This is a genomic window from Tamlana sp. 2_MG-2023, assembly GCF_030548465.1.
Classification (GTDB): domain Bacteria; phylum Bacteroidota; class Bacteroidia; order Flavobacteriales; family Flavobacteriaceae; genus Pseudotamlana.
In genome coordinates this window covers 239,242-251,838 of sequence record NZ_JAUOSF010000001.1, presented here as the reverse complement: position 1 = coordinate 251,838, position 12,597 = coordinate 239,242, and the positions used below count along the sequence as shown (strand labels likewise).

The 12,597-nt window shown below is 33.6% G+C and carries 13 protein-coding genes; 5 read left to right on the top strand and 8 right to left on the bottom strand.

The window, feature by feature from the left end; translation table 11 throughout:
• Nucleotides 1-89: 89 nt before the first annotated feature.
• Both Q4566_RS01225 and Q4566_RS01220 read right to left on the bottom strand, forming a co-directional pair.
• Nucleotides 90-953, bottom strand: coding sequence for a hydroxymethylglutaryl-CoA lyase (locus tag Q4566_RS01225; protein WP_303417439.1), 864 nt, complete (start codon nucleotides 951-953; stop codon nucleotides 90-92).
• A gap of 188 nt (nucleotides 954-1,141) precedes the next feature.
• Nucleotides 1,142-2,173 carry a quinone-dependent dihydroorotate dehydrogenase gene (locus tag Q4566_RS01220; RefSeq protein ID WP_303417437.1) on the bottom strand — a complete coding sequence of 344 codons (1,032 nt, stop codon included), beginning with the start codon at nucleotides 2,171-2,173 and terminating at the stop codon, nucleotides 1,142-1,144.
• Nucleotides 2,174-2,336: 163 nt separating this feature from the next.
• Between Q4566_RS01220 and pepT the strand changes: the two genes are divergently transcribed.
• Genes pepT through cysK form a run of 3 tightly spaced genes read left to right on the top strand, consistent with a single transcriptional unit; the run spans nucleotide 2,337 to nucleotide 5,103 of the window.
• A complete protein-coding gene (pepT, locus tag Q4566_RS01215; RefSeq protein ID WP_303417435.1) occupies nucleotides 2,337-3,575 on the top strand; it encodes a peptidase T in 1,239 nt (412 codons plus the stop codon).
• Nucleotides 3,576-3,635: 60 nt separating this feature from the next.
• On the top strand, nucleotides 3,636-4,145 hold the full coding sequence (eco, locus tag Q4566_RS01210) for a serine protease inhibitor ecotin (protein WP_303417434.1): 510 nt from the start codon (nucleotides 3,636-3,638) through the stop codon (nucleotides 4,143-4,145).
• 49 nt (nucleotides 4,146-4,194) lie between these two features.
• On the top strand, nucleotides 4,195-5,103 hold the full coding sequence (gene cysK, locus Q4566_RS01205) for a cysteine synthase A (RefSeq protein WP_303417432.1): 909 nt from the start codon (nucleotides 4,195-4,197) through the stop codon (nucleotides 5,101-5,103).
• Nucleotides 5,104-5,578: 475 nt separating this feature from the next.
• Here the strand turns inward: cysK and proB are convergent, their stop codons facing one another.
• The 6 genes from proB to nusB all read right to left on the bottom strand — a co-directional run bounded on the left by proB (nucleotide 5,579) and on the right by nusB (nucleotide 10,079).
• On the bottom strand, nucleotides 5,579-6,349 hold the full coding sequence (gene proB / locus Q4566_RS01200) for a glutamate 5-kinase (protein WP_303417431.1): 771 nt from the start codon (nucleotides 6,347-6,349) through the stop codon (nucleotides 5,579-5,581).
• A 4-nt stretch (nucleotides 6,350-6,353) separates the two neighbouring features.
• Complete coding sequence (gene proC / locus Q4566_RS01195) at nucleotides 6,354-7,160, bottom strand: pyrroline-5-carboxylate reductase (protein ID WP_303417430.1); 807 nt, start codon at nucleotides 7,158-7,160, stop codon at nucleotides 6,354-6,356.
• A 274-nt stretch (nucleotides 7,161-7,434) separates the two neighbouring features.
• A complete protein-coding gene (locus Q4566_RS01185) occupies nucleotides 7,435-7,875 on the bottom strand; it encodes a GNAT family N-acetyltransferase (RefSeq protein WP_303417425.1) in 441 nt (146 codons plus the stop codon).
• Between the two features lie 380 nt (nucleotides 7,876-8,255).
• Nucleotides 8,256-8,546 (bottom strand): preprotein translocase subunit YajC, encoded by a 291-nt coding sequence (gene yajC / locus Q4566_RS01180; protein ID WP_216068892.1) that lies wholly within the window; start codon nucleotides 8,544-8,546, stop codon nucleotides 8,256-8,258.
• Between the two features lie 30 nt (nucleotides 8,547-8,576).
• On the bottom strand, nucleotides 8,577-9,035 hold the full coding sequence (locus Q4566_RS01175) for a DUF1573 domain-containing protein (RefSeq protein ID WP_303417419.1): 459 nt from the start codon (nucleotides 9,033-9,035) through the stop codon (nucleotides 8,577-8,579).
• Between the two features lie 96 nt (nucleotides 9,036-9,131).
• A complete protein-coding gene (nusB, locus tag Q4566_RS01170; protein WP_303417417.1) occupies nucleotides 9,132-10,079 on the bottom strand; it encodes a transcription antitermination factor NusB in 948 nt (315 codons plus the stop codon).
• Nucleotides 10,080-10,280: 201 nt separating this feature from the next.
• On the opposite strand from nusB, the gene Q4566_RS01165 reads away from it, so the two are divergent.
• Together Q4566_RS01165 and Q4566_RS01160 are read left to right on the top strand one after the other, a co-directional pair.
• Entirely contained in the window at nucleotides 10,281-12,044 is a 1,764-nt protein-coding gene (locus tag Q4566_RS01165; RefSeq protein WP_303417416.1) for an ABC transporter ATP-binding protein, read from the top strand.
• A 154-nt stretch (nucleotides 12,045-12,198) separates the two neighbouring features.
• Nucleotides 12,199-12,582, top strand: a complete 384-nt coding sequence (locus tag Q4566_RS01160) for a PUR family DNA/RNA-binding protein (protein WP_303417414.1) — start codon at nucleotides 12,199-12,201, stop codon at nucleotides 12,580-12,582.
• Nucleotides 12,583-12,597: the final 15 nt, after the last annotated feature.

Below are 12,597 nucleotides of genomic sequence, written 5' to 3'. Positions count from 1 at the left end.
TGTAATAGTCGTCCGTTTTCGGCCACAAATATATAACTGAAATTCAGCTACACAAAATTTATTTAGATTAGATTTAAATAAATATTGAATTAATAATAAAACTTGAAAATTTTTGAAGCTTCATTAAAGGCGCTCTCAAAACTAAGGGCATTCAGGTTATTTTTATGTTTAGTAGTAAAGTAAGAGAGTAATTTTTCAGTGGGCATGTTGCCAATAAGTTCATCTTTAGCCATGGGACAGCCTCCAAAACCTTGAATGGCGCCATCAAATCGTGTACAACCGGCGTTGTGCGCGGCATCAATTTTTTCAAACCAAGTTTTTGGGTTCGTATGCAGGTGTGCACCAAATTCTATTTGAGAATATTCAGGAATTAAATTAGAAAATAAATAATCAATCGTTTCTGGTGTTGAAGTCCCTACCGTATCACTTAATGATAATATTTTCACGCCCATTTTGGCTAATTTTTCGGTCCACTCGCCTACAATATCAACATTCCAAGGGTCTCCATACGGATTTCCAAATCCCATTGAAATATAAACGACCACTTCTTTATTGGCCCGATCGGCGATTTCTAAAATTTCTGAAAGGGTCACTACAGATTGTGCGATGGTTTTATGCGTATTCCGCATTTGGAAGTTTTCTGAAATTGAAAACGGATAGCCTAAATAATCAATTTCTTTATGCTGACTCGCATCTACAGCACCACGAGTATTGGCAATAATAGCCAAAAGTTTACTGCTTGTCTTACTTAAATCTAATTGCGATAAAACTTCAGCAGTATCAACCATTTGCGGAATAGCCTTTGGTGACACGAAGCTTCCGAAGTCAATGGCATCATAACCAACACGTAATAATGACTGGATATATTGAACCTTTTGAGCTGTTGGAATAAATTGTTTTATGCCCTGCATGGCATCTCTAGGGCATTCAATAATTTTTATTGGTGCAGACATAAACTTCTTAATGGAAGATAAAAGTAATATTTATTATTTAATAATTTGAAAACGCTAAACACATCTCTTTAAAATACGTGTAAGTAAAAGCAAAAGATAGCATATCGTCACCCTGAATTTAATTCAAGGCGCTTCATAAATCGTATTATCAATATAATGAGATACCAAATCGCGTTCGGCATGACGCGTTATTGCTTTAAAACCGCCTTATTAATTTCCTTAATCAAACCAGGGCCTTCATAAATAAATCCTGTATAAATTTGAACTAAATCAGCTCCTGCTTCTAACTTTTCAAGGGCATCTTTTCCTGAATGCACACCGCCTACACCTATTATTGGGAAAGCTTTATTACTTTTTTCCGAAAGGTATTTAATAACAGCTGTACTTTTTTCTTTAACCGGTTGTCCACTTAAACCACCGTTTCCTATAGATTCTAACAATTCATCTGAAGCTTTTAAACCACTCCTATCCGTAGACGTGTTACTAGCAATAACGCCATCAAGTTGTGTTTCATTAACCAATTCGATGATTTCATCCAACTGCACATTATTTAAATCTGGAGCAATTTTTAGGACAATCGGTTTTTGCTTCTCAAACGTTTTGTTTGCTGTTTGCACGGCACCAATTAATTCTAACAGATAATCTTTATCATTTAATTTGGCGTGACTCCCTACGTTAGGGCAGCTTACATTAAGTACAAAATAATCAACATAAGGATGTAGCGCGTTAAAACACTCTAAATAATCTTTGGTATAATCTTCAGGCTGTGTCGTCGTATTTTTTCCAATATTACCTCCAATAATGAGTTTGCCTTGATTATTCTTCAACTGAGAAATAGCAGCCTCTAAACCTTCATTATTAAAACCCATACGATTGATAATCCCTTGGTCTTCTTTTAATCTGAACAAGCGTTTCTTCGGATTTCCTTCTTGACCTTTAGGTGTTACGGTTCCTATTTCAATAAAACCAAATCCGAAATTAGCCAATTCATTATAAAGCACGGCGTTTTTATCAAATCCTGCTGCTAACCCCACTGGGTTTTTAAATGTTAATCCGAATAATTTTCGTTCCAGACGCTTGTCGTCAATAACATATAAACTTCTAAAAATAGCTGAAACACCAGGGATTTTAGAAGTGATTTTAATTAAAGAAAAGGTAAAATGATGAATTTTTTCAGGATCGAACAAGAAAAATAACGGGCGAAGTAAAAGTTTGTACATCTTTATTATTTGTGCAAAAATACCGCTAATTAATCTAAATAAAAAATCAACCAATTGTTAAGCCCAAAAAAATTAATATTCGTAATTTAGAACTTCAATTTTCAAACAATTATAACCCTGAAAACCAATAGGTTTACAAGTTAATCCCTTAATTTATTATAGAATGATATCAAAAGAACACATCATAAAACGTTTTATTAGCTATGTAACCATAGATACTGAATCTGATCCAACCTCAAATACCACACCGAGCACCGAAAAGCAATGGGATTTAGCCAATAAACTGGTTGAAGAATTAAAAACCATTGGCCTATCTGATGTTAGTATTGATGAAAATGCCTATATCATGGCCACCTTGCCTAGCAATGTCGATCATGAGGTTCCAACTATTGGCTTTGTATCGCACTTTGATACCTCTCCAGATTTTACGGGAGCTCACGTAAATCCGCAAATTATAGATAAGTATGACGGTAAAGATATTGTACTAAACGAAGCTGAAAATATCGTGTTATCGCCAGATTATTTTGAGGATTTAAATCTTTATGTAGGACAGACCTTAATTACAACAGACGGCACCACACTTTTAGGCGCCGATGATAAAGCTGGAATTTGTGAAATTATTTCGGCTATGGAGTACTTAATTAATCATCCCGAAATTAAACATGGTGCAATTAAAGTTGGTTTCACACCAGATGAAGAAATTGGTAGAGGAGCTCACAAATTTGATGTCAAAAAATTTGGAGCAGACTGGGCTTACACCATGGATGGCAGCCAAATTGGCGAGCTGGAATATGAAAATTTTAATGCTGCAGGCGCTGTTGTAAAAGTAAAAGGGAAGATTGTTCATCCAGGTTATGCTAAAGGTAAAATGATAAATTCGATGTACATCGCTACCGAGTTTATTAATTCCTTACCTAGACTGGAGACTCCAGAGCATACTGAAGAATACCAAGGTTTTTTCCATTTACATAATATGAAAGGTGAAGTTGAAGAAACCGTATTAGAGTATATCATTCGTGATCATGATAAAGGGCATTTTGAAGCGCGAAAAGAAATGATGCTGAAACTTACGAATGAGCTCAATTCGCAATATGGTTATGAGGTGGTTTCTACTGAAATTAAAGATCAATATTTCAACATGCTTGAAAAAATTGAACCCGTAATGCATATTGTAGATATTGCTGAAGAAGCCATGAAGCAAGTTGGCATAAAGCCACTTATAAAAGCCATTCGTGGCGGAACTGACGGCGCACAATTAAGCTATATGGGCTTACCTTGCCCAAATATTTTTGCTGGCGGACATAATTTTCATGGCCGCTACGAGTACGTTCCTGTGAAAAGCATGATAAAAGCCACAGAAGTGATTTGTAAAATCGCAGAGCTTACCGCTAAAAAGGAATAGTTATTGTAAAGTTGACAGTCTAATAACCTAGAATGGGTGCATTCTATAAAAACAAAAATTATGAAATTTAATATTTTAATCCTTTCCATAGTACTATTGGTTTGCAGCTGTAAAGCACAAAACCCAACAAATAAAAATGAAACGAATATGTCTAAACCTGAAACAACCACTCACGATATTAGTATGTATCCCGAAGCGAGCGACAACCAACTTAGACATATTATAAATCTTCCAAAAACAGATGATGATTTTGGTTATAAAGTAGAAATCTATGCTGGAAAAATGGCCGAAGTAGATTGTAATCAAAGTTCGCTATCAGCCTCTTTTACCAAAGAAACAGTATCTGGTTGGGGGTATTCATATTATAACCTTGATACGAATGGCCAAGTTATAAGTACAAGACGCATGTGCCCAGATAATTCAAAACATCAAGCCTTTGTACAAACACCTGGTGAAATTATACGTTATAACAGCAAATTACCTATTGTAATTTACACGCCTAAAGGTTATGAAGTGCGTTATAAAATTTGGTCAAGAAACACAACTGAAAAAACAGCTATCGTCCAGTAATTTAAAACAAGATCCTATTAAATAAGTCATCAATACTATAAAATATATCATGAAAATTAATAACATATTAGAAAGTATAGGCAATACACCCGTTGTACGCTTAAGTAAATTGTTTCCCGAAGCAAACGTTTGGATGAAACTTGAAAAGGCAAATCCTGGAGGTAGTATTAAAGATAGAATTGCACTTTCTATGATTGAAGATGCTGAAAAGAAAAACCTTTTAAGCAAAGACACACAAATTATTGAGCCTACGTCTGGAAATACTGGTGTTGGTTTAGCTATGGTTTGTGCTATAAAAGGCTACCAACTTACTTTGGTGATGCCAGAATCGATGTCTATTGAAAGACGTGCCTTAATGGCGGCTTACGGCGCTAATTTAGTTTTAACACCTAAAGAAGAAGGTTTAGGGGGCACTATTGCTAAAGCTAACGAATTGGCTGAAACCACTAAAAATTCATGGATGCCATCGCAATTTACCAATCCATCAAACCCTGAAATTCATAGAAAAACAACGGCTTTAGAAATCGCTAAAGATTTCCCTGATGGTTTAGACTATTTCATCACTGGTGTTGGAACCGGTGGTCATATTACAGGAATTGCAGAGGTGTTGAAAAAAGAATATGCTAATTTAAAAGTCCTTGCCGTAGAACCTGATGATTCGCCAATTATTTCTGGAGGCGAAGCTGGGCCGCATCCTTTACAGGGTATCGGACCAGGTTTTTTCCCTGAAGTATTCAATAAGGAGGCCATAGATGGAGCCGTTAGAATCACTAAAGAAGAAGCTTTCGCTGAAGTTAAAAAGATTGCTAAAACTGAAGGTGTTTTGGTTGGAATCTCTACAGGAGCTTCCTTAGCAGCAGTTAGAAAACAATTATCTAATTTCAAAGAAGGCGATGTTGTTCTAACTATGAATTATGACACGGGTGAACGCTACCTTTCTATTGAAGGTTTGTTGTAACCCCTCATCTTTCAAAAACTAAAAAGATACGTACTGTTCAAAACCCACTCAGTATTTTTTTTACAAAACGAAGATATTAAAGTGATTGATATTTAACCTTGAAGACCCTTCAGGTTTTTGAAACCTGAAGGGTCTGATTACATTAATAACATTGCGATTAAAAACTTATCAATATTAGTAAAAATCAATCTCACCTGCGCCTGTCTAGCGATAGGCAAGCTCGATTTGAGAAACTACTAAAAAACTAAAAAAGCTTCCTCTAACGGGAAGCTTTTTTAATACCAATTTAATTGTATAATGTCGTATTTTTAATTTGAATTATTTTTTGTTCAGATGAAATAGAAAATTCAAGCATAGCAGTAGCTACGGTTTTATTTTATATTGAAATATGGACGAAAAAGAAACAAATTATATGCGATATTATATGGTTGAAATGGTATAATATCAGACAATATATAAATAGTGTCTACATGATTTATAAAGATACCTTAGTACCTACATCTTTTCCATCGATAATATCGATAATGGTATTTGGATTTGTACCATTTGCAATATAGGTTGGAATATTTTTAGCTGCAGCAGCTTGGGCATAATCTAATTTAGATCCCATTCCGCCTCGGCCTTCACCTTCAGCTTTGTTACTACTTTTAATATAGCGTCCTAAATCATCATCAGGATCTACATTAGATATTAAATTACTTTCTTCAGATTCTGGATGCCCTGAGTAAAGTCCGTCGATATCCGTTAAAATAATAAGTTTATCAGCTTGAATTAATTGTGCAATTAAACTTGCCAATTCATCATTATCTGAGAACATCGAATTTCTTACTGATACAGCATCATCTTCATTTGCAATTGGAACGACACCTTCTTGCATTAAGCCTTCTACGCAGTTAATCATATTTTCTCTATGAACTCCAGGAGAAAAATCACGCTTAGTAGGTAACACCTGCGCACATTTAATTCCGTAATCATAAAAAATATTATAATACAAACGCATCATTCTTGGTTGTCCTATTGAAGAATACACTTGACGGCGCTGTGCCTTATTTTTTATTTTAGATTTACCTAATACCTCTTTACCTGCAATTACAGATCCTGAGGATACTAAAATTACCATGATATCTCTTTCGTAAAGCTCGGCAATTTGTCTAACTAAATTTCTTAATACTGGTCTAACAATTCTGTTATCCTTGTTGGTCATCACATTGGTACCAACTTTAATTACTACTCTTTCCTTATACATCTTATTAATGTTCTTCTCCTAATTCTATTGCACGATTAAATGCAGCATAAGCAGCATCCCTAATTAACACATCTACTTTATTGTCTTCCAAAGAATTCAATGCCGCTCTAGTTGTTCCTCCTTTAGAGGCCACACGGTCCATCCACTCTCTCGGTGTAATATCCGATTGACTAAAAAGCTCTACAGCTCCGGCAAAAGTTTGTGTCACTAATGTGGTGCCGTCCTCTTTTGAAAAGCCCATCTCTGCAGCAGCCTTCATCATGCTTTCCATAAAAAAGAAAACATATGCTGGACCACTTCCAGAAATACCTGTTGAAGCATCTATAAAGTTTTCATTAGATACTTTAAGCGATTTCCCTGTAGTACTTAACAACGTTTCTACTGCTGAAGCTTCGTCACTTGATACTTCGGCTGAAGCCACAAACGACGTTAACCCCTTACCTATTTGTGCAGGTAAATTAGGCATGGCTCTTACAACCTTGTCTAAACCAGACATTTTTTGCATGGCAGCTATTGTAACACCCGCCATTACCGACACAATGATTTGTTCCTTATTAGTGTAAGGCTTAATATTTTCAAAAACGCTTTCGGCGTGAAATGGTTTAACGGCAATAAAAATAATATCTGCCGATGGCACACATTCTTTTAAATCTCTATGAGCATCAAAATATGGAATTTCATCAAGTTCCTTTAGCTTTTCTTCGCTATTATCAAGAACCATAATGTTATTATTATTTAGAAGTTTTGACTTCGACATGCCCTCGGCATAGGTTAATCCCATATTTCCGGCTCCGATTACTAGTACTTTCATGTGTTTTTTAACTTATTTTATTTAATTAATAGCTTGTATTTTATTTAGTTTTAGACGAACAGCATGTGATTGTTTTGATCTTTTACTTCCTTATAATAAGTCTCCTTATTCGTACGAAGTGTTTTAACGGGCATTCCAAAAAGATACTTTTTAATAGAAGTAACTTTGGTTATTAATTGACCCATTTTTATGCTATATCGTTTTTCGTATTCTGTTTGACGTTTAATATATAAAATTTTCATGTATTAGGTTTTAAATTTAATGCAATTAATCTTTATTTTCTAGTTAATCGCATTTCAATATTACGAGCCTCAAACCCCTCATCTTCAAATAACTTAATCATAGGGTTATCTTTATTAATATGTATTGCTATGGCTCCTCTGCAATACCTTTTGGTATGTTTTATCAATTCAGAGGTTATTCCTTGTCCTCTATACTCCTCTTTAACAGCTATATAAACTAAAATATTTTCAGATAAATATTCGTTCATACCTGTTTTATTTACAACTACTGCTCCTACAATATTGTTTTCATGCTCCATTATAAACACATACCCTCCAAGCCCTGCTATTTCTTTAGCGGCATATAGCAAAGACTTCCTAATGGCGCTTTTAGAATCTCTAAAATCACCAGAATTAGCATAAATAAAATTAGCCGTTCGGTTAATATCGTTAATTGACAACCTTGTAAAGGCATCAAATGTTTTTATTGTCATTGACTTGGTTTCGGACATAAAAATAGGTTACATCTAAGTTATAGATACAACAAGACGTGTTTTAAAATAAAATTTACCTATTAAATAGCACTGAAATAGAATCAAGCGCATCTAAAAGGTAATCATTTAAAAGTGAATTTGATAATGAAAAGTGACGCTAACGTGAAGGTGGAATGAATTTGTCAGATTGGTTTCTAAAAACTAGAAAGTTGAAGTTAAATATTCTGCAATTCTTTTCATTTATTCCTTTTCTCATTGTCCAAATTTACGTAAATATACCCCTAATAGCAAATTTGAAACGTTAAGAAATTTTAACAGGAAAAGTATGATGCAAAAAAAAGCCCCCAAATTGGGAGCTTTTTCAAACATTTAAAAAATGATTATTTTTTTTCTGGAGCATTCAATTTTGTACTCATCTCCATTGAAATTGCAGATTTATCAAATTTCAATTTTCCAGACATGGTTTCTAAAACACAACTTCCGTCTTTATCATTTAATTCTAAAACTTTAGCATGTAAACCACTTTTTGTGATTACTTTATCGCCGCGTTTTAAATCTGCTGCAAATTTCTTTTCTTTTTTTGCGCGTTTCATTTGCGGTGCAATCATAAAGAAATACACAACCACAAACATTAATACAAATGGCAGTAAACTACCTATACCTTCACTCATTATTTATAGATTTAGCTGTTAAGCTGTTATTTAACTTTTGGCAGCTTCTGGTTTCACAAAGGCAGAAATTTTAACAACTTCAGTTCCTTTTTCAGTATTAGCTGTAACAGTAATTGATTTAGTGATTTTATTAGATCCGCTACCGTTAAATTTTACTGTAAATTTTCCGCTAGCTCCTGGTGCTAATGGTTCTCTACTCCAATCCTCAGGCACAGTACAACCACAAGAACTTTTAATATCGGTAATTACTAAAGGTGCATCACCAGTATTTGTATAACTAAAAACAGTTTCAACAGGTGTTTTAGCTTCTATTTCACCAAAATCATGCTCTGTCTTATCAAATTCTAATACTGGAAAATTTGAAGCGACAGCATCACGTTCGGCAGCTGCTGCTACGTTCGTTTCATCAATTTTTGCTGCTGCATTATCTTTACAAGATGTAAATGCGATTAAACATAACGTGCTCAATCCTAAAATTATTTTTTTCATTTTCCTTCTCTTTTTGGGTTTGGTGCGTAAAAATAGTAATTATTTATACTATTAAAAATTTTTGCAATTTTCTTAACAGATATTATAAGTAACACCTTACATCAAGCCTCGACCAATTTTATTTAAAGTGCCCTCTGCCTCATATTCCTTGACTAGCTTATCTAAAATACCATTAATGAATATGCTACTTTTTGGTGTTGAATACTCTTTAGATATTTCCAAATACTCGTTCATCGTTACTTTCACTGGGATCGATGGGAAGTTTTTAATCTCAGAAATGGCCATTTGCAATAGTACATAATCCACATTTGCAATACGTTCTGCATCCCAGTTTTGGGTTTTAAGCTCGATTTCCTTATTTATTGCCGATCTATTTAATAAAGTCTTTTTGAATAAGGTTGTCGCAAACTGCTTATCTTCAATATCTTTATATAATTTTGGTGTAAAATGCTTTTCAGGAGAAGTAACTTTAGCTTTTCTAAGCAACTTTAAAATGGTCGTGTTTACAGTTGGCAAATCATCTAACCATGTTAAATTTTTATCTTCTATATATTCGTATAACTTTTCGTTTGGTGCAATGATATCCTTAAATACATCTACAATAAAAGTACGATCTTCTTTAAAGTCTGATACACGCGTTCTCATGTACTCTGCATATAAATCGCTTGACGTGATGGCTTTAAAAACAACATCAACATACTCATTATCCAATGCCCAATTAATATGCGCATTGCCTTTAATCTCGTCTTCTAATTGAATATTGTCTTTTAAGAGTTTTAAAAGTTCGTTATTTACAAACTTTCGGTTCGGATCTTTATCCTCTTTAGTTGCAAGATGCTTGTTTTGTTTCTTCTGTAAATCGTCTTCAGCTCTTTTTTGTACTTCAATCAATAAAGAAATGATTAAAAGGTACAAATTGTACATGTTTTCAATACTGTAGATTAGAAACTTTTGATCTTTACTAAAATCATCACTTTCACTTCCTTTGAATGCATACATGGTTTGCATTACTTTTACACGAATATGTCTTCTGCTTAACATCATTACAAAGAACTTTAATTTAAAAAGGTGAAGCTTTTTATTGTTTTTACGCCGCAAAAATAACACTATATTTAAAAACAAATACAGTAATTTATGTTTTATTATCATAAAATAGCTTTAACGATATTTAACAATTAGCCCAAAACTAGAAAGACGTTAATTATCATTTATACCCTATATTTGCGCTACTATTTTAAAGATTAAATGAAAGAATTACAGCACCTAAATAAATACTTTTTTAAATACAAATCACATCTATTAATAGGTATTGTAATTACAATTATTGCTAGGATTTTTCTGCTTTTTACGCCGCGTTACGTCAAAGAAATCTTTGTAATTATAGAGAATTATTTAAAAGGTGGTGTTTCTGAAGCCTCTATTAAAGCCGATTTAACCGAAGTGATTTTATACATTGTTGGAGCAGCCATTATTGGAGGTATTCTTACTTTCTTTATGAGGCAAACCATTATTAATGTATCTCGTTATATTGAGTACGATTTAAAAAATGAAATTTACGAGCAATACCAAAAACTCTCTTTAAACTTCTATAAGAAAAACAGAACTGGTGATTTAATGAACCGCATTACAGAAGATGTTGGTCGTGTGCGCATGTATGCAGGCCCTGCTATCATGTATAGTATCAACACGGTAGCACTTTTCGTTATTGTGATTATTTACATGTTTAACGCGTCACCAAAACTAACGCTTTACACCATTTTACCCTTACCTATTTTATCGGTTATTATTTATAAACTGAGTAAAGAAATCCACAAACGCAGTACGATAGTTCAAGAATACTTATCTAAACTTTCAACCTTTACACAAGAATCTTTTAGCGGAATTTCAGTAATAAAAGCCTATGGTATGGAACCGCAAACTGCTGAAAATTTCAATACACTTGCTAAGGAAAGCAAAGACAAACAAATAGATTTAACTAAAGTGCAGGCATGGTTTTTTCCTATGATGATTTTACTTATAGGCGTGAGTAACTTACTCGTTATTTATATTGGAGGTATGCAATATATAGATGGTGAGATTGAAAGCATTGGTACCATAGCGGAGTTTATCATTTATGTGAATATGCTAACCTGGCCGGTGGCAACTGTAGGTTGGGTCACTTCAATTGTACAGCAAGCTGAAGCTTCTCAAAAACGAATTAATGAGTTCTTAAACATTGAACCTGAAATTAGAAACCATACCGATCATCATACCGAAATAATTGGAAATATTGATTTCAAAGACGTACATTTCACTTACGACGATACGAATATTAAAGCTTTAAAAGGCATTAACTTTAATATTAAAGAAGGAGAAACTCTTGCGATTCTAGGTAAAACGGGCTCTGGAAAATCAACGGTGCTAGATTTAGTAGGGCGCCTTTACGATATTGATAAAGGATCTATTCTGATTAACGGTACTGAAATTGATAAACTTAATTTAAATGATCTAAGAAATAGTATCGGCTATGTACCACAGGATGCTTTTCTTTTTTCCGATAGTATAAAAACAAATATCAAATTTGGGAACCAAGCCGCTAGCGATGAAGATGTTATTGAAGCTGCCAAAAACGCACAGGTTCATAAAAACATTATCAAATTCAACAAAGGTTATGACACTGTTTTAGGCGAGCGGGGCATTACGCTATCTGGCGGACAAAAACAGCGTGTTTCCATAGCCAGAGCGATTATAAAATCTCCAAAAATATTATTGTTCGACGATTGCTTATCTGCCGTAGATACCGAAACGGAAGAGAAAATACTAAAGAATATTAATAAACTTTCTAAAGGAAGAACGAGTATTATTGTGAGTCACCGTGTATCATCAGCGAAAAATGCAGATAAAATTATTGTACTGGAAGATGGTAAAATTGTTCAAGAAGGCACACATGAGAGTTTAATAAATGTAGAAGGCTATTACAATCATCTTTATTTAAAACAACTTAGCGAAAATACTGCTAACCCACTGTAAATCTTTCAAGTAAAATAGCCACCTCAACCATATCATTTAATTAAACGCAAAGAAATAGGACAATTCAAAAAGAAACCTCAAAATTTGTTGCTTAGTAACGGTTTTTTTTAGATTTTTGATACAATTATGATTATAAATAAATTTCAATTCAATTATGAATAATAACGGTATGATGGAGAAAGAGGAAATTTTTTCAAAAGTTTTAAGAGCAGGAAGACGCACTTATTTTTTTGATGTAAGAGCTACTAAAGCAGATGATTACTACTTAACAATCACAGAAAGTAAAAAGTTCACAAACGACGACGGATCATTTCATTACAAAAAACATAAAATTTATATTTATAAGGAAGATTTTTCAGAATTTAAAGAGATTTTAACTGAAATGACGGATTATATCATCAATGAAAAAGGTGATGAAGTTATTAGCGAACGTCACCAAAAAGACTTCAAGAAAGACTACGACCCTACAAGTCGTGTTACTGAAGATGAATTAAAAACACCAGACAGCTTTACAGATATTAGCTTTGACGATATTTAATATGAAAGCATCATA

What these genes read in the sequence shown, in the direction of transcription:
- Q4566_RS01225 (WP_303417439.1), bottom strand. Translation starts at nt 953, where the DNA reads ATGTCTGCACCAATAAAAATTATTGAATGCCCTAGAGATGCCATGCAG.
- Q4566_RS01220 (WP_303417437.1), bottom strand. Translation starts at nt 2,173, where the DNA reads ATGTACAAACTTTTACTTCGCCCGTTATTTTTCTTGTTCGATCCTGAA.
- pepT (WP_303417435.1), top strand. Translation starts at nt 2,337, where the DNA reads ATGATATCAAAAGAACACATCATAAAACGTTTTATTAGCTATGTAACC.
- eco (WP_303417434.1), top strand. Translation starts at nt 3,636, where the DNA reads ATGAAATTTAATATTTTAATCCTTTCCATAGTACTATTGGTTTGCAGC.
- cysK (WP_303417432.1), top strand. Translation starts at nt 4,195, where the DNA reads ATGAAAATTAATAACATATTAGAAAGTATAGGCAATACACCCGTTGTA.
- proB (WP_303417431.1), bottom strand. Translation starts at nt 6,349, where the DNA reads ATGTATAAGGAAAGAGTAGTAATTAAAGTTGGTACCAATGTGATGACC.
- proC (WP_303417430.1), bottom strand. Translation starts at nt 7,160, where the DNA reads ATGAAAGTACTAGTAATCGGAGCCGGAAATATGGGATTAACCTATGCC.
- Q4566_RS01185 (WP_303417425.1), bottom strand. Translation starts at nt 7,875, where the DNA reads ATGACAATAAAAACATTTGATGCCTTTACAAGGTTGTCAATTAACGAT.
- yajC (WP_216068892.1), bottom strand. Translation starts at nt 8,546, where the DNA reads ATGAGTGAAGGTATAGGTAGTTTACTGCCATTTGTATTAATGTTTGTG.
- Q4566_RS01175 (WP_303417419.1), bottom strand. Translation starts at nt 9,035, where the DNA reads ATGAAAAAAATAATTTTAGGATTGAGCACGTTATGTTTAATCGCATTT.
- nusB (WP_303417417.1), bottom strand. Translation starts at nt 10,079, where the DNA reads ATGATGTTAAGCAGAAGACATATTCGTGTAAAAGTAATGCAAACCATG.
- Q4566_RS01165 (WP_303417416.1), top strand. Translation starts at nt 10,281, where the DNA reads ATGAAAGAATTACAGCACCTAAATAAATACTTTTTTAAATACAAATCA.
- Q4566_RS01160 (WP_303417414.1), top strand. Translation starts at nt 12,199, where the DNA reads ATGAATAATAACGGTATGATGGAGAAAGAGGAAATTTTTTCAAAAGTT.